We start from the raw sequence: 21,443 nt of genomic DNA, 5'->3' as shown, positions 1-21,443 counted from the left end.
GTGCGATCGGCACACAACTGGGGCCCGCGCCATGTGTGCGGGGACGGCGCCGGGCCGCGTCCTACGGGAAGTGGACGCGGCCCGGCGCCCGGATCAGCTGCCTGCCAGCTCTTCGATGGAGCCCTGGTACTCGATCTTGCCGCTCTTGACCTGGTACAGGTAGATGCTCGAGATCTTCAGCTCGCCCTTGTCGTCGAAGGAGAACTCCTTCGTCAGACCCTTGTACGAGCCCTTCGACAGCGCGTCGTAGACGCTCGCGCGGTCCGCCTTGTCACCCAGCTTCTTCAGCTCCTGGATGACGTAGTTGGTGAGGTCGTAGGCCTCGGCCGAGTACGTGCCCGGGTCGACCTTGAACTTCTTCTTGTAGTCCGCGGTGAACTGCTTGGTGCTCGCCTCGACCGTGGCGTCCGTGCACGGGCAGGTGAGGAACCAGTTGTTCGCCGCGTCACCGGCCAGCTCGACGAACTTCATGTCGTTCGTGCCGTCACCGGAGACCGCCGCGCCCTTGTAGCCGGCCTCGGCCAGCTTCACCGCGAACGGGGCCGCGTCCTGGTAGTAGCCCGCGTAGATCAGCGCGTCGGCCTTGGAGTTGACGACGTCCTTGGCGGCGGCGCTGTAGTCCGGGGTCTTGGCCGGGACGGACTTCTTGACGACCTCGACACCGGCCGCCGTGAGCTTCTCGTTGGCGACCTTGGCCAGGCCCACGCCGTAGTCCGACTTGTCGTCGACCAGGTAGACCTTCTTGGCCTTCAGCTTCTTCGCGTAGTAGTCCGCCATGCCGGCGCCCTGGGCGCTGTCGTTGGGGACACCGCGCAGGAACGTCTTGAAGCCCTGGTCGGTCAGGCCCGGGTTGGTCGCCGACGGGGAGATGGCGGTCAGACCCGCGTCACCCAGCAGGGGGGCCGCCGAGTTCGTGGGGCCGGAGAACGCCGGACCCACCAGCGCGACGACCTCCGGGTCGTCGATCGCCAGCTGCGCCGCACCCGTCGCTTTCTCGGGCAGACCCTGGTCATCGGCTGCGAAGTACTCGAGCTTCACGCCGAGGTCGCCCTTGGCGTTGGCCTGCTCGATGGCGAGCTGGATGCCCCGCTCCATGTTCTGGCCCAGCGCGACGTTGTCACCGGAGAGCGGTCCCTGGAACGCGATCTTCAGCGTGTCGCCACTGGCGCCGGAGTCACTCGCACAGCCAGAGAGCGCGAGAGCGCCCACAGCCAGCGGTATGGCGAGCCTGACGATGTTCTTGTTCAGCACTAGGAACCCCTTGGAGCCGCCCGAACGATCTTGTCTGCGGAGGAAGTTGACCTTCCCTCGCAGGACACCGCCAATCGGTGCGGTGTGCGGGGAATGTAATCGCGCGTTCGGGCACACGCATAGGTGACCGAACGATGTGTGATCGCCCTGTGACCTGAGTCATGCGCCGGAAACAGAACACCCCTTACCGGCGACCGGACATCTCAGCAATGATCCAGAACTTCCCGACATAGTCCTACGTGATCTTCCCCATCACGTTTCTCCATGCGCCGACAAGGGTCCTGAACAGGGACTCTTCCGTCGCCACCAGCCACCGGAACTGGCCGGAACATGCCCCGGCGAACCCCGCCCCACACCTCGGGGACGGCGCCGGCGTCTCACCGGACGGCGTCCCCCTGCCGGGAGGCGACACCGTAGCGTGCAACGGCCCGCGGCGCGGCCGAATCGAAAACGACCTTCACAACATCCCCCGGAACATCACAGGACCCCCGGTCACCGTGTGACCGAGGGTCCCGTCCGTCCGCATACCGTCTACTGGCCCGACTGCTCCTTGGCCGCCTTCTTCTCCTCGGCGTCCTCGATGACCGCCTCGGCGACCTGCTGCATCGACAGCCGCCGGTCCATGGACGTCTTCTGGATCCACCGGAACGCCGCCGGCTCCGTCAGCCCGTACTGCGTCTGCAGAATGCTCTTCGCCCGGTCCACCAGCTTGCGTGTCTCCAGCCGCTGCGAAAGGTCGGCGACCTCTTTCTCCAGGGCCTTCAGCTCGGTGAACCGCGACACGGCCATCTCGATCGCCGGCACGACATCGCTCTTGCTGAACGGCTTCACCAGATAGGCCATGGCTCCGGCGTCCCGCGCCCGCTCCACGAGATCGCGCTGCGAGAAAGCGGTGAGCATCAGAACCGGCGCGATGGACTCCTCGGCGATCTTCTCCGCCGCGGAGATCCCGTCGAGCACGGGCATCTTCACATCGAGAATGACCAGATCCGGCCGGTGCTCCCGCGCCAGCTCCACCGCCCGCTGCCCGTCACCGGCCTCACCGACGACCGAGTAGCCCTCTTCCTCGAGCATCTCTTTGAGATCGAGCCTGATCAGAGCCTCGTCCTCGGCGATGACGACACGGGTCGTCAGCGGCGGGACATGCGACTGGTCGTCATCGTCTTCGATGGGCTGGGGCGACTCGGGGGCGGTCACGGGACTCCTTGGGGCGAGGGAGGTCACTGCTCTTAGAGCCTACCTAGCTGAAGGCGGTGACCCTCACCCGGTACACTGCCGATCTACAACCTTGCCGGGTTGATGGAAGGGTAGACATGATCGCCTCAAAAGCGATTGCTCGAAAGGGCGTGCGGGTTCGAATCCCGCACCCGGCACTCTTTACCTGGAACTTTCGTAAGGGTCCGTCGACAGAGTCGGTGGGCCCTTACGCCCTCCGGAGCTGATGTCGGGCAGGCTGGTGGCCCTGCTGTCGCGTCGGCTGGATGCCGGGTTCCACTGCCCGGGCGGGTGATGTTGTCGTTGGGGCGGTGGACGTAGTGGTCAGCCGGGGTTTGGCAGCATCGCGAGCTGTTCGAGTGCGGCGGTGATCTCGTCGGCCCAGGGCCAATGCTTGACGAGTCGGAAGATCTTGCGGCGGCGAGTTAGGTGGCTGCGGGGAATAGGCGGAATCGCCGGCGGCAAGGTTCCCAAGGGCCGCGCCTTGCCGGTGAGACCGAGCATGGGCATCCAGGCCAGCAGGTGGAGAGCAGTCTGGACGATCTCGAGCCAGACGCTGTTCTGGGCTGTCGTGTGGAGGGGCCGGTGGCCTGGGCGGCCCGGATCTGATCCTCAGCTCGGGCCCGCAGCCGGTGACGGAGCTTGAGTTCGACGATCATCCGGTCAGGGGTGTTGGTCGCGAAGCAGGTGATCCGCATGCCGTACGCGTCTGTGATTCTCAACTGGGCGCGCGATGGGTCGTGCCTTTCGGACGATCAGTCACATGCCCTTCGGCCAGCCGTCCAAGAGCTCGCTGCCCTCGGGCACTCGTACGCCTCTCCATCCCGATCGCCGGACCCGCACCCTCTAGCAGTACTGGCACGCCTCGGCTTTGTCAGGGCCTCTCCCGCCCTCCCCGGCATTACCCGGATCAGGCTGCCCTCAGCTCCCCCTCTGCTACGGCGGTGAAGGCTTCTCTCCTCCACGCCGAACCACAGCGCCTCACGGCGCAACTCGCAGAAGAGCCAGGCTCCACGGGGCGCAGCGACTCCTCCGCGCAGAGCCATACCTCCTTGCCCACCCGGCCACCGCCTCGTCGTCTCACTAGATCGCGCGTCGGGCCGACACCGGGCGGGACCAGCCGTTGCGCACCAACAACTTGCGCACGCCCTGGACCGTGCAGGTCAGGTGGAAGCCCAGCCGATCACCGTCTTAACACGGCTCAGGGTCCAGCGCTGGTCTTCCCAGCCGTGCGCGGCCGGCCCCATGGCCAGCTCCGCCTCCAGCTGGGCGAACCGCTTCTCGCTCAGCCTCGGCAGCGACGCCAGCCCTGCGACCGCACGCGCGCGGACCACGCCCAACCCACATCTGCCGCCATCGATGCACCAAGGGATGCTGAGCCGCAGGCCCTTGGTGATCCCTGAGCTCGCCTCGCCCTGGGCGAACCTCCGGCCTGAGCCATAACCCCTGCGCGGAACTACTGCCGTTCGGCCGTCAGCCCGCCCCTTGTGGATACCGCATGTCTCGGTGATACCGCACGGGCAACGAGCCGCCAGCGCCTACGACGACACAAGTTCAACCTCAGCGCCCCGGAGCGATCCACCTCCCCTCAACCAGGTGGAGCCCAAATCCAGCCCAACTAGCCGCTCATCCAGCCAGATCGGAAAGAGCTCATTGACCTTCTGCAGTGCAACACTAGATGATGAAAACCTAAATTGTTGTCAGAACGTGAGAGGCCAAGGGATTACCTTGTCGAAGACCTGGCTGTTCCGCACTGTATCGATGGCGGCTGCCCCCGCAATCGCCCTGGGGTTGACCACAGAGGCTGTCGCTTACAGCGGCAATCAATGGGTATACCTGCAGGACTCAAGGTCCCCAGTCAACACCGCAGGCTCCATGGTCCACGTAGACAATGGCGACATCTTCCGCGTTTACGACGACTTTGCAGACGGTCACGGCGTTCGAGGCCATCTAGATATATTCGACCCCGCGGCCGGCGGATATAGGCGGGTACATTCCTCTTACAACGGCAAGGGATCCACCTCCTATACCCAGTTCACCTACGATGTACTATCCACAAAGCAATACCGAATGAAGGTATGCACTGTCGACGGAATAGAGGACAGCACTCCTGTGAAATGCTCGACATGGAAGACGTTTTCAGAGTAATCCCTAGCACCCACCTCTCCGTCAATATGGGGGAGCCTGAAAAGCAGCAGAACTTCAGCATGCGAAATGGTTGACGTTGCAGGAGCTCAAGCGGAGTGCAACTCAGTTTCGGCTCCACTGAAGAGGCAGCAAAACATGACGTCGACGGCCCAGAGACTGTCGGTAATTCACAATAAAAGGACTACCTTGCCGAAGAATTGGATTTTCCGTTCCGTAGCAATAGCGGCTGCCCCCGCGATCGCCCTGGCATTGACCACAGAAGCTGTCGCTTACAGCGGCAATCAATGGGTATACCTGCAGGACTCAAGGTCCCCAGTCAACACCGCAGGCTCCATGGTCCACGTAGACAATGGCGACATCTTCCGCGTTTACGACGACTTTGCAGACGGTCACGGCGTTCGAGGTTACCTTGAGGTTAACAGTAGCGGCTGGGTGAGTCTTCATTCCTCTTACAACGGCAAGGGGTCCACTTCCTATACCCAGTTCACCCGCGACGTTCAGAAAATCTACAGCTATCGCATGAAGGTGTGCACCTTCGATGGAATAGAGGACACCAGCCCGGTCGCATGTTCTCCGTGGAAGTACTTTACGGAGTAATTCCATCGCTCCGGCGAACAGACGTGCATTTCAGAGATGAAAGTAGCGTGTCTGTTATAACGAGCCTACGATTCCCATTTCTCATCCAGAACTGATTCAAAATCTGGAGTGCAGGTCGGGCCGCTGTGAGTGGTCGGGCGAGCAATGTCGAACGCATCGAAGCTCCGGTTGTTCCGGGGGCCTTCTCAAGTGGCTCCTAACCACCGGAGCTTCGATCTGGGTGCCAACATGTCACGTACTGAATAGAAGTGTCTAGTGCTGTTCAGCATGCCCTGCCCTCGGTGCGCGGGGTCGGCGTGGGCGGCGGCATTCCCTGGTGTCGGTGCCCCTGCTTACCGCCTGCTTCGTCGGGCCTTGACCCAACGCCGGAGTCAATGACCTATGCGGTCACAAGAGGTTCCGATGTCGATCGCAACATGGAAAACGGGATCGACGTTGCCCGCATGTCCTTGTGCGCCGTGACGACGGCAGTAGTTGCCAGGCCATGTTGTTGCCGGGGTGTCTTGCAGGCACACCGGCCGCCCAACGGGCGCGAACCCGAGCCGAGCCAAGGCTTCAGCAACGGCTCGATAAGCGCCCACAAGCCGTCGGCTATCCACGGCCTAGTACTCCAGTACGGTTTCGTGATCTATCCAGCGGGTTTGCCAGCGGTTCGTCGTCGGTAGTGGCTGAGTCGGGCTGTTGCCTGGTGGCGCCGACGCCAGTTGGACCAGTGCAGCAGTCTGGCTACGGTCACGGCTGGTTGTTCGAAGACGGCGACGAGTAGGTGTCGGATCTCCGGGACGGTCAGCGTAATCGGATCGGGGCTACGGGCGGGGTGGTATGCGTCATCAGGCCGTTCGGGGGCCGCTTCGGCGGTGAGAGCGGCCAGGAAGGCCAGGGCAAGCATGGCGAGGGTGATGTGCCGGTGCCAGCAGGTCCAGTTACGGACCTGGTAATGGTCGAGACCGACCTGTCCCTTGGCTGCCTGGAAGCACTCCTCGACGCTCCAGCGGACACCGGCGACGCGGACCAGTTCGGACAGGGGTACCTCGGTGGGTGACCAGCACAGGTAGAAGGCGAGTTCGCCGGTGGACCGGTTGCGGCGGATGAGCAGGTGCCGATAGCTGTCGGTGCCGATGTGGATCCAGGCCCAGTCGTAGTACCGCGGGCCTTTCGCACCGTTTCCGGCGCTGTGGCGCTGCCAGGCCGTGCCGGGCAGGCGGCCGGCGAGAGTGTCCGCGCGGATGGGCGTGCGGCCGTGGTTGATCCTCACCCGCATCGAGCAGGCGACGGCCATCACGTAGCCGGTGCCGCGTGCTTCCAGGGCGGCGCGAAGCCGGGGGTCCTGGCCGTAGGCTTCGTCACCGGTCACCCAGGAGGCGGTGATGCCGACGTCCAGCGCAGCAGCGATCATCTCCAAGGCCAGACGGAACTTGGTGGCAAATTGCACCGTCTCGGGTATTCCGGCCGCTGTGCGACGTCCGGGATCATCGGACCAGGAGTGCTCGGGCAGGTAGAGCCAACCGGGCCCTTCCCCGCTCGGTGGCCAGGGCGAGGAACACCACGACCTGGGCGTTCTCGATGCGTCCCGGGGTGCCGGTGTACTGCCTCTGCACTCCTGCCGAGGCCCGGCCCTTCTTCAGGAAGCCGGTCTCGTCGACCACGAGAACGCCGTCGGCGCCGAGGTGTTCGACGGCGTAGGCACGCAGGTCGTCGCGGACGGCATCGGCGTCCCAGCGGGCGTAGCGCAGTAGGCGCTGCATCAGCCCGGGCCGGGCATGGCCGGCCTGTTCGGCCAGTTGCCAACAGTTCTTCCGCTCGACGCTCGACAGTAGTCCGAGCAGGTAGGCGCGGGCCGTGGCCCGAGGTTCAACTCGCCCGAACCGGACCGCGATCCGGCCCATGACCTGGTCGAACATCGCTCGCCAGCGGGCAGGGTCTACGCTATGGCCTGCGGCCACCGCACGATCTTCAGGAGTCCACACAACCCCCGATGATCACGCGGTGGCCGCACGCGTTCCCAGCCGGGTTCGTCACGAGACCGCCAGATCAGAACGGATTACCAGAAGCCCCGTTGCCCTCGACATTGGCCACCATCATGCGAAGCACCTTCAGCGCGGCCACGTACTCATCGTCGCTGATCCCTTTGTGGACTACGGCGCGTACCTCGGTCGCCAGCTCACGGAGCCGCGCTCTGGCGGCCTCCCCGGCATCCGTGAGGTGCAGGCGCTGCCCGTCGTCGATCCGCAGCCATTCGCGGTGGAGCAACTGGTCGACGACCCTGGCGATCTCGTGCGGGCCGTCGGCAAGGTGCGTCAGCTGCGCGACGACCTCCTCGCGGCTCGGCGCCGCAGGGCCGCCGTTCACGCGGTTGAGTACCCAGTACTGCGGCTGCGTGACGTCGAGCTTGGCCATCGCGTCACGCAGATACCGCGTGACGGTCGCATGGGCCAAGCCGCTCCAGTAGCCGATCGGTTGGGTGGCCAGCATGTCATCCGTCGCGGCCGGGTTCGCCGGCGCCTGGTCAGTGGGGGTGCCTATCAGCGATTCCATGATCGCGACGCGACATTCCTCCGGCGCACTGAACCGCCGGAATGCGCCATTCACTGCAACCCGTCCTGGATGTGCGTCGGAACGCCGACCACCGTCATCCTCAGGGCGCCCCAGCCTCACACGGCACCATGCCACGACCCGACGTGGCGACTACCGACGACCGCTCGCCCCTGCAGCCAGCGGGTAGATCACGAAACCGTACTGGAGTACTAGTAGGCCTGTCCGATGTGCGGTGGTGACGGCAAGCAGCAGTCGTGGCTGGTAGGCATTTTCCAGATCAGCGCGGGCAAAGCGATCCTCGACACCGTTCTCGCTCCGCTCGATGGCGCGTCTGCGACTGCTCTTCCCGAAGCTCGAACCGCTGCGTGGGTGAAGACATCATTTCACGCTCTCGCCGATGTGGTGGACGTGGACCAGATTGGTCGAGCCGGGGACGCCGGGGGGTGAGCCGGCGGTGATGATCACGATGTCGCCGCGGCGGCAGCGGCCGATCCGGAGGAGCTCCTCGTCGACCTGGGCGACCATCGCGTCCGTCGACTCCACGTGCGGGCCGAGGAAGGTCTCGACGCCCCAGGTGAGGTTGAGCTGGGAACGGGTGGCCGGGTCGGGGGTGAAGGCGAGGAGGGGGATCGGGGAGCGGTAGCGGGAGAGGCGCTTGACGGTGTCGCCGGACTGGGTGAAGGCGACGAGGTACTTCGCACCGAGGAAGTCGCCGATCTCCGCGGCCGCGCGGGCCACGGCGCCGCCCTGGGTGCGGGGCTTGTTGCGTTCGGTCAACGGGGGGAGCCCCTGGGCGAGGACGTCCGCTTCCGCGGCGGTGACGATGCGGGCCATGGTGCGGACGGTCTCGACCGGGTACTTGCCCACGCTGGTCTCGCCGGAGAGCATCACGGCGTCGGTGCCGTCGATGACGGCGTTGGCGACGTCGGACGCCTCCGCCCGCGTGGGGCGGGAATTGTCGATCATCGAGTCGAGCATCTGGGTGGCGACGATCACCGGCTTGGCGTTGCGCTTGGCGAGCTTGATGGCGCGCTTCTGGACGATGGGCACCTGTTCGAGGGGCATTTCGACGCCGAGATCACCGCGGGCGACCATGATGCCGTCGAACGCTGCGACGATGTCGTCGATGTTGTCGACGGCCTGGGGCTTCTCGACCTTGGCGATGACGGGGAGGCGGCGGCCCGCCCCGTCCATGACGCGGTGGACGTCGTCGATGTCGCGGCCGCTCCTGACGAAGGAGAGGGCGATGATGTCCGCGCCGATGCCGAGGGCCCAGTTGAGGTCTTCGATGTCCTTCTCGGAGAGCGCGGGGACGGAGACGGCGACGCCGGGCAGGTTGAGGCCCTTGTGGTCGGAGACCATGCCGCCTTCGACGACGGTGGTGCGGACGCGGGGGCCGTCGATGGCGGCGACTTCGAGGGCGACCTTGCCGTCGTCCACGAGGATGCGCTCGCCCCGGGTGACGTCGGCGGCGAGGCCCTGGTAGGTCGTGCCGCAGAGGTGGCGGTCGCCCTCGGCGTCCTCGGTGTCCTCGGTGTCCTCGGTGGTGATGGTGAACGTGTCGCCGCGTTCGAGCAGTACGGGTCCTTCGCGGAAGCGGCCGAGGCGGATCTTCGGACCTTGAAGGTCGGCGAGGATGCCGACGCTGCGGCCCGTTTCGTCCGAGGCTTTGCGGACGTGCCGGTAACGCTCCTCGTGATCGGCGTAGGTGCCGTGGCTGAGGTTGAAGCGGGCGATGTCCATTCCCGCTTCGACCAGTGCCTTGATCTGGTCGTATGTGTCGGTGGCGGGGCCCAGGGTGCAGACGATTTTCGCTCGGCGCATGTTTCGAGCCTATGTCTTACCGATGGGTAGAGAATTGGTCGCGTGTGACTACTCAACAACCTTTGCATGAAGCGTTATTGACAAGTGTTGAATTGTGCGCCGGGGTGCTCCGATGAGCGTCGGAGCGGCGGTGTGGTGTCAGAGTCTCGGCGGGGTCATGGTGAAGCGCGCGTTGACCTGCGCGTAGACGGTCTGGCGCTTCGGTTCGAGGTCGAGGGCGGGCGCCGACTCCGCCGCGGCGGCTCCGGCGAAGCCGCGCACGGCTCCGGGCGGGGCCGGCATCGCGTAGGCGGGCGCGGGTGCTTCGGCTCCGATGTCGGCGAGTTCGACGAGGGCCGCGAGGCTGCCGCCGATGGCTTCGGCGTATTCGCGGGCGCGCTGGACGGCTTCGCGGACGGCTTGGCGGCGGGCCTCGCCGTGGGCGGGCGAGTCGGGGCGCAGTGACCACCAGGGGCCGGTGACACGGGTGAGTTCGAGATCGGCGAGGCGGGTGGTGAGTTCGCCGAGGGCGGTGAAGTCGGCCAGTACCGCGGTGATGTGGACGCGGCCGTGGTAGGCGCGGACGCGTTCGCCGCGGCCCTTCTCGGTCAGTTCGGGAGTGACGGAGAACGCGCCGGTCTCGAGCTTTTCGACCGCCTCGCCGTACGACTTGACGAGGTCGAGCGCCGCGGAGTTGCGGCGGGTGAGGTCTTCGAGGGCGGCGCGGCGGTCCTTGCCGCGGGCGCTGACGGTGATGCCGATGCGGGCGATCTCGGCGTCGAACTCGATGCGCGCCTCGCCGCGTACGGCGACGCGAGGTTGTTCGGGGGTCGCGTACGGGACGGCGGTGGGGCCGGGCGGGACGGCGTCGGTCATGGGTGGGGCTCCCTGGTGCGAGGGGCTGTTCGTTCCACTCTCGCATCCGGGTCTGACACTGCTGCTGATACAGCGACCGGAGCGTCACCGTGCCGGACATCCGATCGCAACCTGGCGGGGGTGTTGCGGCGGGGGGCTCCTGGGCCAGAATCTACGCGCGTTGTGCATGTGGTTGACCGAGGGAGACGAAATGCCGCTGAACCGTAGGACGTTCCTGGAGCGGACCGCCGCCGCCGGGGCGGGCGCCGCTGTCGCGGGTGCCGCCGCCGCACCGGCGGTGGCCGAGGAGCGGGGCGGGGACCATGGGCGCGGGCGTCCGCGCAAGCGGTACTCGTTCACGGTCATGGGGACGACCGATCTGCATGGAAACGTCTTCAACTGGGACTATTTCACCGACCGGGAGTTCGACGACAAGGCCCACAACGACGTCGGCCTGGCGAAGATCTCGACGCTGGTGAACCGGGTGCGTGAGGAGAAGGGGCGTGGCAACACGCTCCTGATCGACGCCGGTGACACCATCCAGGGCACCCAGCTGTCGTACTACTACGCCAAGGTCGACCCGATCACGGCCAAGCGCGGCCCGGTGCACCCGATGGCGCAGGCGATGAACGCGATCGGATATGACGCCGCGGCGCTGGGCAACCACGAGTTCAACTACGGCATTCCGGTGCTGCGCACGTTCGAGGAGCAGTGCGACTTCCAGCTGCTGGGTGCGAACGCGCTGGACGCGAAGACGCTGCGTCCGGCGTTCGCGCCGTACAGCATGCACCGGCTGCGGACGCCGCACGGGCGGGATGTGCGGGTGGCGGTCCTCGGTCTGACGAATCCGGGCATCGCGATCTGGGACAAACTGAACGTGAGCGGGAAGATGGTGTTCCCGGGTCTGGAGGAGCAGGCGGCCAAGTGGGTGCCGAGGCTGCGGTCGATGGGCGCGGACGTGGTGATCGTGTCGGCGCACTCGGGTTCCAGCGGCACGTCGTCGTACGGTGACCAGCTTCCGTACGTGGAGAACGCGGCAGGTCTGGTCGCCGAGCAGGTGCCGGGCATCGACGCGATCCTGGTCGGTCACGCGCACACGGAGATACCGGAGTACTTCGTCACCAATAAGGAGACGGGCGCTCAGGTCGTGCTCTCCGAGCCGCTGAAGTGGGGCCAGCGGCTGACGCTGTTCGACTTCGACCTGGTGTGGGAGAAGGGCCGCTGGACGGTCGAGAAGGTCGGGGCCGAGGTCCTGAACTCGAACACGGTCGCGGAGGACCCGCGGATCACCGGGCTGCTGAGCGACGAGCACTCGAAGGTCGTCGCGTACGTCAATCAGGTCATCGGCATGTCGACCGCCTCGATGTCCACGGAGCAGGCGCCCTGGAAGGACGAGCCGATCATCGACCTGATCAACCATGTCCAGGCGGAGACGGTGAGAGCGGCACTGGCGGGCGGTGAGCACGCGGCGCTGCCGGTGCTGTCGCAGGCGTCGTGCTTCTCCCGTTCTGCGGTGATCCCGGCCGGCGAGGTGACGCTCAAGGACGCGGCGGGGCTGTACCCGTTCGAGAACACCCTCGAGGCGCGGCTGATGACGGGTGCGCAGCTGAAGGAGTACCTGGAGTTCTCCGCACGGTACTACGTGCAGACCCCGGCGGGGGCCCCGGTCGACACGTCGAGGCTGACGAACGCGGGCGGGACGCCGGACTACAACTACGACGCGGTGTCCGGGCTGACGTACGACATCGACATCGCGAAGCCGGCGGGTTCACGGATCGTGCATCTGTCGTACGAGGGCGCGCCGCTCGATCCGGCCGCGCGGTTCGTGCTGGCCGTCAACAACTACCGGGCGAGCGGCGGCGGGAACTTCCCGCATGTGGCCACGGCCCGGCAGTTGTGGGCGAACTCGGAGGAGATCCGGAACACGATCATCGCCTGGGTGCAGGCGAAGGGTTCGGTCGATCCGGCGGAGTTCGCGTCGGTGGGCTGGAAGCTGACGCGGGACGGCGTGCCCGTCTTCTAGGGGCGGGTGTCTCTGGCCGGTTCTCGGGCGGTTCCAGGACCCGTTCCTGGAACCGTCAGCGCTCCGATTCGAGGGGAACGAGTGCGGGCGCCTGGCCGGGGATGCCGGGCGCCTCGCGCCGTTCGAGGCCGAAGCTGGTGAAGGCGGTACGGCGCGGCAGCGGGTAGGGCTCCTTGCCGGTGAGGGAGTTGAGGATGCTCGCGCTGCGCCAGGCGGCGAGTCCCAGGTCGGGCGCGCCGACGCCGTGGGTGTGGCGTTCGGCGTTCTGCACGTACACGGAGCCGGTGACGGCCGGGTCCAGTTTCAGCCGGAACTCGGCGTCGACGAGGTGGCGTCCGGCGCTGTCGCGGCGCATGTACGGGTCGAGGCCGGCGAGGAGGGGTCCGAGCGGGCGTTCGCGGTAGCCGGTGGCGAGGACGACGGCGTCGGTGGTGAGCCGGGAGCGGGTCCCCTGCTGGACGTGTTCGAGGTGGAGTTCGACCCGGGTGTTGGCGACCCGGCCGGCGGTACGGACGGTGACGCCGGGGGTCAGGACGGCGTCGGGCCAGCCGCCGTGGAGGCCGCGCCGGTAGAGCTCGTCGTGGATGGCGGTGATGGTGTCGGCGTCGATGCCCTTGTGGAGCTGCCACTGGCGGGGGACGAGGTCGTCGCGGACCCTTTCCGGCAGGGCGTGGAAGTACCGGGTGTAGTCGGGGGTGAAGTGCTCCAGGCCGAGCTTGGAGTACTCCATGGGTGCGAAGGCCTCGGTGCGGGCGAGCCAGTGGAGCTTCTCGGCTCCGGCGGGCCGGGCGCGCAGCAGGTCGAGGAAGACCTCGGCGCCGGACTGGCCCGAGCCGATGACGGTGACGTGTTCGGCGGCGAGGAGCCGGTCGCGGTGTTCGAGGTAGTCGGCGGAGTGGACGACCGGGACGGCGGGGGCGTCGGCGAGCGGGCGCAGCGGTTCGGGGACGTAGGGCTCTGTGCCGACGCCGAGGGCGATGTTGCGGGTGTGGGCGCGGCCGAGGGCTTCGGCCTCGCCGTCGGCGTCGAGCTGGGTGAAGTCGACTTCGAAGAGGTCGCGTTCGGCGTTCCAGCGGACGGCGTCGACCTGGTGGCCGAAGTGGAGGCCGGGGAGATTGTCGGCGACCCAGCGGCAGTAGGCGTCGTACTCCGCGCGCTGGATGTGGAACCGCTCGGCGAAGTAGAAGGGGAAGAGCCGGTCGCGGGCGCGCAGATGGTTGAGGAACGTCCAGGGGCTGGCCGGGTCGGCGAGGGTGACGAGGTCGGCGAGGAACGGAACCTGGAGGGTGGCACCCTCGATGAGGAGGCCCGGGTGCCACCGGAAGGCGGGCCGCTGTTCGTAGAAGGTGGCGGCGAGGCCGCCGGGGACGCCGTGGGCGAGGGCGGCGAGGGACAGGTTGAACGGGCCGATGCCGATGCCCACGAGGTCGTGGGGGCGGTCGAGGTGGTCGTTCGGGGGCGTGCCGGTCATCGGGGTGTGCTGCCTTCCACGAGTCGGGTCAGGGTGTCGAGGTCCTCGGGCGTGGTGTGGGGGTTGAGCAGGGTCGCCTTGAGCCAGAGCCGGCCGTCGGCGCGGGCCCGGCCGAGGACGGCGCGTCCCTGGACGAGGAGGGTGCGGCGGATCTCGGCGGTCTCGTCGTCGGTGGCTCCGGCGGGCCGGAACAGGACGGTCGAGAGGGTGGGCCGTTCGTACAGTTCGAGCCGTGGGTGCTTCTCCACGAGGTCGGCGAGATCGTTGGCGACGGCGCAGGTGCGGTCGACGAGGGCGCCGAGTCCGCTGCTGCCGAGGGCTCTGAGGGTGACGGCGATCTTGAGGATGTCGGGGCGCCGGGTGGTGCGCAGGGAGCGGCCGAGGAGGTCGGGCAGGCCGGCGTCGGTGTCGTCGTCGGCGTTGAGGTATTCGGCGGTGTGGTCCAGCGGTGCGAGGCGGGCCGTGTCCGGTACGGCGAGCAGTCCGGCGGCGACCGGCTGCCAGCCGAGTTTGTGCAGGTCGAGGGTTACGGAGTCGGCGCGGTCGAGGCCGGTGAGGAGAGGGCGGCGGTCGGCGCTGAAGAGGAGGGGGCCGCCGTAGGAGGCGTCGACGTGCAGTTCGGCCCGGTGCCGGGCTGCGGTGTCGGCGATCGCCGGGAGCGGGTCGATACGGCCGGTGTCGGTGGTGCCCGCGGTGGCGACGACGAGGAGCTCGCGGCCGTGGGCGGCGGTCAGGGCGGCGAGCGTGGCGTCGAGGGCGGCGGGGTCGTGGAGGTCGGTGGTGACCGGTTCGGGGAGCCCGAGGAGCCAGGCGGCGCGGCGGACCGAGTGGTGGGCGGTGTCGCCGCAGACGGTCTGCACGGTCCGGTCCGGTCCGTGGCGCTCCCTGGCGAGGAGCAGGGCGAGCTGGTTGGACTCGGTGCCGCCGGTGGTGACGAGGGCGTCCGGAGCGGTCCCGTCCGGATACACCTCGCGGGCGAGGACACGGGTGACCTGTGCCTCCAGTTCGGAGGCGGCGGGGGCCTGGTCCCAGGAGTCCATCGACGGGTTGAGCGCGGAGGCGGCGAGGTCTGCGGCGACGGCGAGCGCGAGGGGCGGGGTGTGGAGGTGCGCCGCGCAGAGGGGGTCGGCGGGGTCGGCGGCGCCGTGGGCGACGGCGCGGACGAGGGTGCGCAGGGCGTGGGCGGCGCCGTCGCCGTGCTCGGGCAGTACGTCGCCGGCGGCGTGCCGCACCCGTGCGGCGACGGCCCCCGGCCCGCCGGCCGGCACCGGCCCGCCGCGCGCGACGGCGCCCTCCCCGAGGGCGTCGAGCACGAGGGCGAGGAGAGGACGCAGGGCGTCGGGGCCGGAGATTCCTCCCGCGAGGGGCGGGGTGTGCGGCATGAGGCGGGTCCTTGGGCGAGACGCGGGATGGTCACCGCAACGGTGACGAGGGGCCCGGTGGGGCGTCCGCAGATCTCAACGATCAGAACCCGAAAGTGGTATTGCCTTGCGGGAGGGGGTGGTTGGGGGGTGCGTGTGCGGTATAGGGGCGTTACGGGGCGGCGCCGGCGGGGCCGTGCGGTACACGGCCGTGGCGGGCGGGGCCGGAGCCCGGGGCCGCGGGGGATGAGGCCGCTGCGCGGAGCTGTCCCCTCCCCGCCCCTTACCGAAACCGGGCTCTGCCCGGACCCGGTACCGCGCTTCGCGCGGTGGCCTCAAACTCCCCCTACGGCCTGTCGGCCGTGGGAGGTACCCCCAGGCCGGGCTGGAGAATCCAGCCTCGCCGGCGTTTGAGGCGCGGGTCCGGGCGGAGCCCGGTTCGGGAAGGGGCGGGGAGGGGGAAAGGTCACAGCTCCCGGACCCGCAGCGCCCTGCGCAAGTCGTCGACCTGGTCGGCGAGCTTGCGGCGGAGCGCCGGGAGGATGTCCGGCCGGGACAGGCACGCCTCGCCCAGCCGGAGCGCCTCCGCGTCGACCGCGTGCGCCGGGAAGGCGTAGCGGCCGCACGCTTCCGCGATGGCCGGACCGCGGCGGGCGGCCAGGGCGACGGCGTCGGGGTAGAAGCGGGGCACGTATTCGCGTACCAGATCGGCCTGTTCGGGTTGCCAGAAGCCCTGCGCGGTCGCCGCGAACAGATAGTTGGACAGGTCGTCTCCGGTGAAGAGGCGGGCCCAGGCCGCGGCCTTGGCCTCCGGGGTGGGGAGGGCGGCGCGGCAGCGGGCGGCGCCTTCCTGGCCGGTGGCGCTGGGGTCGTTCTTCAGCTCGAGGGCGATGGCCGTCTCGTCGGTGGCGCCGAGGACGGCGAGGCGGCGCAGGACGCGCCAGCGCAGTTCGGGGTCGAGCTCGGGCCCGCCGGGCACGCTGCCCTCGGTGAGCCACTCCTGGATGGGCTCGGGCTGGCACGCGGCGTCGATGTAGTGGCGTACAGCGGTCAGGCGCAGCCCGGGGTCACTGCCGTCCTCGGTGCGGCGCAGCAGGTCGCGGCAGATGCGGGTGAGGGTGGCGAGCGCGGCGGGGCGCTGCTCCGCGGGCAGGTAGCAGTCGGCGATCTGGCCCGCCGCGAAGGCGAGGACGCCTTGGACGACGGCGAGGTCGTGCTCGCGCGGCAGGTGCTCACGGGCGGCGTCGAGGTAGGCGGTGGGGGTCATGCTCGAGGGTCCGGGGGTCGCCCCCCGGGAGTTGCCGCCGCCGTCGCGGACCATGTCGCGCGCGGCGTTCCACACGACGGCGCGGGTGAGGGCGTCCGGGATGCCGGCCAGCGAGGCGAGGACGGTGCGCCAGGAGGCGGCGTCGAGGCGGACCTTGGCGTAGCTGGTGTCGCCGTCGTTGAGGACGACGAGCGCGGGCCGGCGGCCGGGGCGCACCGGCGGCTCGCCGTCGTGCGGTACGTCGGTCTCGAAGCGTTCGCGCAGGACGAGCGTGCCGGGGTCGATGGGGTCGGTGTCGTACGCGCCGACCGCGATGCGGTGGGGGCGGCTGCCGTCGCGGGCGACGGTCAGCGTCCAGCCGCCGGGGGTGTCGGCGACGGCGGGGGTGAGGGTGTCGACGCCCGTGGTGCGCAGCCACGACGCGGCCCAGGCGTGCACGTCCCGGTCGGTGGCCGCGGCGAGGGAGTCGATGAAGTCGGCGAGGGTGGCGTTGGCGAACCGGTGCCGGGCGAAGTGGGTGTTGATGCCGGCGAGGAAGTCCTTCTCGCCCAGCCAGGTGACGAGCTGGCGCAGGGCGGAGGCGCCCTTGGCGTAGGAGATGCCGTCGAAGTTGAGCATCGCGGAGGCGGTGTCGGGGACGGCCTCCGGGTCGGGTGCGACGGGGTGGGTGGAGGGCCGCTGGTCGGCGTCGTAGCCCCAGGACTTGCGGGCGATGGCGAAGTCGGTCCAGGTGTCGGTGAAGCGGGTGGCTTCGGTGAGGGTCTGGTAGCCCATGTACTCGGCGAAGGACTCGTTCAGCCAGATGTCGTCCCACCACTTGAGGGTGACGAGGTCGCCGAACCACATGTGGGCCATCTCGTGGGCGATGACCATGGCGCGGGTCTGGCGCTGGGTGTCGGTGACGGCGGAGCGGTAGACGAACTCGTCGCGGAAGGTGACGAGGCCGGGGTTCTCCATGGCGCCCGCGTTGAACTCGGGGACGAAGGCCTGGTCGTAGGAGTCGAAGGGGTACGGCTCCTCGAACTTCTCGTGGTACCGGTCGTAGCACTGCCTGGTGATGTCGAGGAGTTCGTCGGCGTCGGCGTCGAGGTAGGGGCCGAGGGAGCGCCGGCAGTGGATGCCGAAGGGCAGTCCGGCGTGTTCGGTGCGTACGGAGTGCCAGGGCCCGGCGGCGACGGCGACCAGGTAGGTGGAGATCAGCGGGGTCGGCGCGCAGGTCCAGCGGCCTTCGCCGCGGTGGGTGGCGACGCCGTTGCCGAGGACGGTCCAGCTCTCCGGTGCGGTGACCGTGAGGTGGAAGACGGCCTTGAGGTCGGGCTGGTCGAAGGCGGCGAAGACCCGCTGGACGTCGTCCATGAACAGCTGGGTGTAGACGTACGTCTCGCCGTCGCTGGGGTCGGTGAAGCGGTGCATGCCTTCGCCGGTGCGCGAGTAGCTCATCCGGGCGTCGATGCGCAGCTCGTGCTCGCCCGCGGTCAGGCCGGTGAGCGGGAGCCGGTTCCCGGTGAGCCGGGCGGGGTCGAGGGGCTGTCCGTCGAGCGTGACGGAGCGCAGTTCGGCGGGCTTGATCTCGACGAAGGTGTCACCGGCCGCTTTCGCGGTGAAGCGGACGACGGTCCGGGAGTCGAAGTTCTCGTCGCCGGTGGTGAGATCGAGATCGATCGTGTACCGCTGTACGTCGAGTTGCCGGGCTCGGTTCTGCGCTTCGTCGCGCGTCAGTACGGACATGCGCCCATGCTGCCTGATCGTCCCGGGCGAGCACACGGGGTGGTGATTGCGCTGTCAGCGCACACCCGGACCGTTCTGGTTCGGCTGGTCGGCGATCTGTTCGTGGTGGCGGATCACCTCGGCGATGATGAAGTTCAGCAGCTTCTCCGCGAACGCCGGGTCCAGTTTCGCGCTCTCCGCGAGCCGGCGCAGCCGGGCGATCTGCCGGGTCTCCCGGTCGGGGTCGGCGGGCGGCAGCTGGTGTTCGGCCTTGAGAAGGCCGACCTGCTGGGTGCACTTGAAGCGCTCGGCGAGCATGTGGACGACGGCCGCGTCGATGTTGTCGATGCTCTCGCGCAGGCGGTCGAGCTCGGCGCGCACGTTGTCGTCGATGTCCCTCGTGGTCATGGTCAGCGAGCTTACGTCGGGCGGGGCGGAAGGCCGGCGGGTGTTCAGGGTCCGGGACGCGGGTACGCCGGCCGCCGGGGCCGGGACGGGGGCCGGGGCCGGGGCCGGGGCGGGCGCACGGCACGGCGAGACGGCAGAGGGGCGGGCCGCCGGGCCCGCCCCTCCCCGCGCCGGCCCGCTACAGGTTCGCGGCGGCGGACCTGATCGCGGAGGCGAAGGTGGACACCTCGGTGTAGACGCCGGGGTAGCCGGCCCGGGCGCAGCCGTAGCCCCAGCTGACGATGCCGACCTGGATCCAGGCGCCTGCGTCGTCCCTGCGGAACATGGGGCCGCCGGAGTCGCCCTGGCAGGTGTCGACCCCGCCCTGGTTGTAGCCGGCGCAGATCTCCTCGCCGGCGACGAGATCGTCGTACGCCCGCCCGCAGTCGGCGTCGGAGACGAACGGGACCTGGGCCTTGAGCAGGTAGCGCTGCTGCGCGCCGCCTTCGCGGGCCGCGCCCCAGCCGGCGACGGTGAAGGTGCCGTTGTTGTAGGCCGTGGTGTCGGCGATCTTCAGGGTGGGCAGGTCGATGGGCCGTTCGAGCTTGATCAGGGCCCAGTCCTTGCCGGTGCCGTTGTAGCCCGGGGCCCGCAGGACCTTGGTGGAGCGGACCTTGACGGCGCTCGAGCTGCGGAGGTCCACGACGCCGGCGGTGGCGGTGATGCCGGTGTTGTTGCCGGAACTGCCGACGCAGTGGGCGGCGGTGAGCACGATGTCCCGGGCGTAGAGGGCGCCGCCGCAGCCCATGGAGAGCCGGACCATGAACGGGAACTCACCCTGGGCGGCGCGGGAGCCGCCGACGACGGGCTGGGGTTCCGAGGGGGCGGCGAAGGCGGAGGCGGGCTGGAGACTGACGGCGGCGAGCAGGACCGCACCGGCCGCGAGACATCGTTTGAGCGTGCTCATGAGCTTCAACGGAGTGCCTCTCGTGGGGGGTTGAGGGGAACGCCCGACAGACACCGGTCGGCACGGCAGTGCGTATGACATGCGCCCGACAAGGCGTTGTCCGGAGTATGGGACCCGCTCAGCGGACGCACAAGAAGCACCTTTCGGCCAGTCCCCCGGCGCCGCGGACGCCGCGCGGCCCCGTCCGGGCCGTAGAGTTGCCACGTCGTGGTGCTCAGCACCATGGAGCCTCAGGACCGCCGGACCCGCGGCCTCCGCCTCAGGGCGCCGCCGGCCCGGGCAGGCGCAGCAACCGCCGGCGTGCATGGGGGTACGGGACGTGGCGAACGTCAGCGAGGTCGTGCACGGCTTTCCGCATCTGGACACCGTGCGGTCGGCGATCACGGCGCTGTACCGGCGGCTCTCCCCCGAGAGCGTGCTGACGTACGCGCCCAGTGTGCTCCCCGCCGACGTGGCCTTCGCGGACGACGACGACCTGTATCTGGGCGCGCAGCGCGTGGCCCGCGCCCTCGTGCACCATCTGCGGCTGCCGGACGCCCGGGTGATCGTCAGCTTCCGCGAGATGGAACACGCGGCGAGCGTGGAACTCACCGCGGGGCCCGAGTACTTCATCGAGCTGAACAACCGGTTCCGCACGCACCGGCGGGACATCGGCGCCGCCCTCGCGCACGAGATCACGCATGTGCTGCTGCACCGCCTCGGGCTGACATTCCCCGGCACCCGCGACAACGAGATCCTCACCGACACCGTGACCACGTACCTGGGCGCCGGGTGGCTGCTGCTGGACGCCTTCCGGGAGGACGCCCTCTCCAGCCAGAAGCTCGGCTATCTGACCCCGGAGGAGTTCGGCTACGTCCTGGCCGGGCGGGCGATGGCCTTCGGCGAGGACCCGCGGACCTGGTTCACCAGCCCGCAGGCGTACCACGCGTACACGAAGGGCCGCGCCCGTGCGCTGCTCGACGCGCAGCGGCCCCCGCTGACCACCGCCGGCCGGCTGGGCCGCCTCCGCTACGCCAAGGACCGCCGCCACGCCCGGGAGCACCCGGCCGACCGGGCCGCGGGAACCTTCGCGTACGCCTTCGAGCGGGGGCCGGACGGACTGCGGGTCTCCTTCCCCTGCACCACGTGCCACCAGCGCATCCGGGTGCCGGTGCGGGGACGGGTCCGGGCTCGCTGCGGCCTGTGCGGGACGATCCTCGAATGCGACACCTGACCCCGTCTCCGTAGGGGCCGGACCCATGACGAACCGACGGTCGGCGGACGAACCGGCAGCACGGGGGAACTGTTCGAGGCGGGGTACGCCGGTGACGACGACGCCGGCGTACGGCTGCTGCGGGCGGGTGCCCCCGCGGAGAGCACCGGCGAGGACGGCCGGACCGCGCTGTACGCGGCCGCCGGCGAGGAGCCGGGCATCGTGCGGGCGCTGCTCGCCGCGGGCGCCGACCCCGACCGGCCCTGCGGCCCCGATGGCGACGGCCTGCCGCTGTGCGCGGCCGCGGTCTGGGGACACACGCGGGCCGTACGGGCGCTGCTCGCGGCGGGCGCCGCGCCCGACCGGCCCGAGCCGCTCGGCTTGATCCCGATGGTCCGGGCGGTGCGCCAGGGCCGTACGGAGACGGTCGAGACTGCCGGCGTACGGCGCCGACCCCGGTCTGCCCGGCCCCGGCGACGAACCGCCGCTGGTGCTCGCGCCCCGCCGCGGCTCACCCTCGACGGTGCGGCGCCGACGAGGACCCGGAGGGCTGCGCGCACGACACGGCGGCCGGCGCGGTACGGCACCTCAGCGACGAACGTCTGCGGCAGGCGTCTCGGCGGCGCACTCCCCCGCCGGCCCTGACGCGGGCGCGCCGGCCAGT

Annotated in this window: 14 protein-coding genes, 1 tRNA gene and 2 pseudogenes; 4 read left to right on the top strand and 13 right to left on the bottom strand. The window is 69.1% G+C overall.

All coding sequences use genetic code 11. The annotated features are described in order from the left end of the window. Positions 1-93 precede the first annotated feature (93 nt). Both ACFYOP_RS09325 and ACFYOP_RS09320 read right to left on the bottom strand, forming a co-directional pair. On the bottom strand, positions 94-1,251 hold the full coding sequence (locus ACFYOP_RS09325) for a branched-chain amino acid ABC transporter substrate-binding protein (RefSeq protein ID WP_356891908.1): 1,158 nt from the start codon (positions 1,249-1,251) through the stop codon (positions 94-96). A 531-nt stretch (positions 1,252-1,782) separates the two neighbouring features. Continuing rightward, positions 1,783-2,448 carry a response regulator gene (locus ACFYOP_RS09320; protein WP_356891910.1) on the bottom strand — a complete coding sequence of 222 codons (666 nt, stop codon included), beginning with the start codon at positions 2,446-2,448 and terminating at the stop codon, positions 1,783-1,785. 93 nt (positions 2,449-2,541) lie between these two features. On the opposite strand from ACFYOP_RS09320, the gene ACFYOP_RS09315 reads away from it, so the two are divergent. Continuing rightward, positions 2,542-2,624 (top strand) — tRNA-Leu (locus ACFYOP_RS09315). A gap of 166 nt (positions 2,625-2,790) precedes the next feature. On the opposite strand, the pseudogene ACFYOP_RS09310 reads toward ACFYOP_RS09315, so the two are convergent. The 6 genes and pseudogenes from ACFYOP_RS09310 to ACFYOP_RS09285 all read right to left on the bottom strand — a co-directional run. Then, positions 2,791-3,258 (bottom strand): annotated as a pseudogene (locus ACFYOP_RS09310) (transposase); the annotation flags it as partial. Between the two features lie 371 nt (positions 3,259-3,629). Next, positions 3,630-3,800 carry a hypothetical protein gene (locus ACFYOP_RS09305; protein ID WP_356891912.1) on the bottom strand — a complete coding sequence of 57 codons (171 nt, stop codon included), beginning with the start codon at positions 3,798-3,800 and terminating at the stop codon, positions 3,630-3,632. Positions 3,801-5,839: 2,039 nt separating this feature from the next. Then, positions 5,840-7,097 (bottom strand): annotated as a pseudogene (locus ACFYOP_RS09300) (IS701 family transposase). A gap of 145 nt (positions 7,098-7,242) precedes the next feature. After that, positions 7,243-7,746 carry a MarR family winged helix-turn-helix transcriptional regulator gene (locus tag ACFYOP_RS09295; protein ID WP_356891914.1) on the bottom strand — a complete coding sequence of 168 codons (504 nt, stop codon included), beginning with the start codon at positions 7,744-7,746 and terminating at the stop codon, positions 7,243-7,245. Between the two features lie 378 nt (positions 7,747-8,124). Continuing rightward, positions 8,125-9,570 (bottom strand): pyruvate kinase, encoded by a 1,446-nt coding sequence (pyk, locus tag ACFYOP_RS09290; protein ID WP_356891916.1) that lies wholly within the window; start codon positions 9,568-9,570, stop codon positions 8,125-8,127. Between the two features lie 138 nt (positions 9,571-9,708). Beyond that, positions 9,709-10,425, bottom strand: a complete 717-nt coding sequence (locus tag ACFYOP_RS09285) for an SIMPL domain-containing protein (RefSeq protein WP_356891918.1) — start codon at positions 10,423-10,425, stop codon at positions 9,709-9,711. A 190-nt stretch (positions 10,426-10,615) separates the two neighbouring features. Between ACFYOP_RS09285 and ACFYOP_RS09280 the strand changes: the two genes are divergently transcribed. After that, a complete protein-coding gene (locus tag ACFYOP_RS09280; RefSeq protein ID WP_356891920.1) occupies positions 10,616-12,427 on the top strand; it encodes a 5'-nucleotidase C-terminal domain-containing protein in 1,812 nt (603 codons plus the stop codon). A 55-nt stretch (positions 12,428-12,482) separates the two neighbouring features. Here the strand turns inward: ACFYOP_RS09280 and ACFYOP_RS09275 are convergent, their stop codons facing one another. The 5 genes from ACFYOP_RS09275 to ACFYOP_RS09255 all read right to left on the bottom strand — a co-directional run bounded on the left by ACFYOP_RS09275 (position 12,483) and on the right by ACFYOP_RS09255 (position 19,587). Beyond that, a complete protein-coding gene (locus tag ACFYOP_RS09275; protein ID WP_356891922.1) occupies positions 12,483-13,898 on the bottom strand; it encodes a SidA/IucD/PvdA family monooxygenase in 1,416 nt (471 codons plus the stop codon). Then, positions 13,895-15,280, bottom strand: a complete 1,386-nt coding sequence (locus tag ACFYOP_RS09270) for a pyridoxal-dependent decarboxylase (RefSeq protein WP_356891924.1) — start codon at positions 15,278-15,280, stop codon at positions 13,895-13,897. The genes ACFYOP_RS09275 and ACFYOP_RS09270 overlap by 4 nt, the downstream gene beginning before the upstream one ends. Positions 15,281-15,725: 445 nt before the next feature. After that, entirely contained in the window at positions 15,726-18,254 is a 2,529-nt protein-coding gene (gene pepN, locus ACFYOP_RS09265) for an aminopeptidase N (RefSeq protein WP_356891926.1), read from the bottom strand. Positions 18,255-18,308: 54 nt separating this feature from the next. Beyond that, complete coding sequence (locus ACFYOP_RS09260; protein WP_356891928.1) at positions 18,309-18,641, bottom strand: chorismate mutase; 333 nt, start codon at positions 18,639-18,641, stop codon at positions 18,309-18,311. 178 nt (positions 18,642-18,819) lie between these two features. Continuing rightward, on the bottom strand, positions 18,820-19,587 hold the full coding sequence (locus ACFYOP_RS09255; RefSeq protein WP_356891930.1) for a serine protease: 768 nt from the start codon (positions 19,585-19,587) through the stop codon (positions 18,820-18,822). Positions 19,588-19,891: 304 nt separating this feature from the next. Between ACFYOP_RS09255 and ACFYOP_RS09250 the strand changes: the two genes are divergently transcribed. Together ACFYOP_RS09250 and ACFYOP_RS09245 are read left to right on the top strand one after the other, a co-directional pair. Beyond that, on the top strand, positions 19,892-20,800 hold the full coding sequence (locus ACFYOP_RS09250; RefSeq protein ID WP_356891932.1) for a hypothetical protein: 909 nt from the start codon (positions 19,892-19,894) through the stop codon (positions 20,798-20,800). A 69-nt stretch (positions 20,801-20,869) separates the two neighbouring features. Then, a complete protein-coding gene (locus ACFYOP_RS09245) occupies positions 20,870-21,424 on the top strand; it encodes an ankyrin repeat domain-containing protein (RefSeq protein ID WP_388451218.1) in 555 nt (184 codons plus the stop codon). Positions 21,425-21,443: the final 19 nt, after the last annotated feature.

It is taken from the genome of Streptomyces sp. NPDC006294 (assembly GCF_042870895.1).
Lineage (GTDB): Bacteria > Actinomycetota > Actinomycetes > Streptomycetales > Streptomycetaceae > Streptomyces.
Note: the sequence above shows the minus strand (reverse complement) of the source record. Positions and strands in the feature narration are given on the sequence as shown.

Bases quoted from the DNA above. Each gene is read 5' to 3' on its own strand.
- ACFYOP_RS09250 (WP_356891932.1), top strand. From the start codon at position 19,892: ATGGGGGTACGGGACGTGGCGAACGTCAGCGAGGTCGTGCACGGCTTT.
- ACFYOP_RS09275 (WP_356891922.1), bottom strand. From the start codon at position 13,898: ATGACCGGCACGCCCCCGAACGACCACCTCGACCGCCCCCACGACCTC.
- pepN (WP_356891926.1), bottom strand. From the start codon at position 18,254: ATGTCCGTACTGACGCGCGACGAAGCGCAGAACCGAGCCCGGCAACTC.
- ACFYOP_RS09285 (WP_356891918.1), bottom strand. From the start codon at position 10,425: ATGACCGACGCCGTCCCGCCCGGCCCCACCGCCGTCCCGTACGCGACC.
- ACFYOP_RS09280 (WP_356891920.1), top strand. From the start codon at position 10,616: ATGCCGCTGAACCGTAGGACGTTCCTGGAGCGGACCGCCGCCGCCGGG.
- ACFYOP_RS09270 (WP_356891924.1), bottom strand. From the start codon at position 15,280: ATGCCGCACACCCCGCCCCTCGCGGGAGGAATCTCCGGCCCCGACGCC.
- pyk (WP_356891916.1), bottom strand. From the start codon at position 9,570: ATGCGCCGAGCGAAAATCGTCTGCACCCTGGGCCCCGCCACCGACACA.
- ACFYOP_RS09255 (WP_356891930.1), bottom strand. From the start codon at position 19,587: ATGAGCACGCTCAAACGATGTCTCGCGGCCGGTGCGGTCCTGCTCGCC.
- ACFYOP_RS09260 (WP_356891928.1), bottom strand. From the start codon at position 18,641: ATGACCACGAGGGACATCGACGACAACGTGCGCGCCGAGCTCGACCGC.
- ACFYOP_RS09295 (WP_356891914.1), bottom strand. From the start codon at position 7,746: ATGGAATCGCTGATAGGCACCCCCACTGACCAGGCGCCGGCGAACCCG.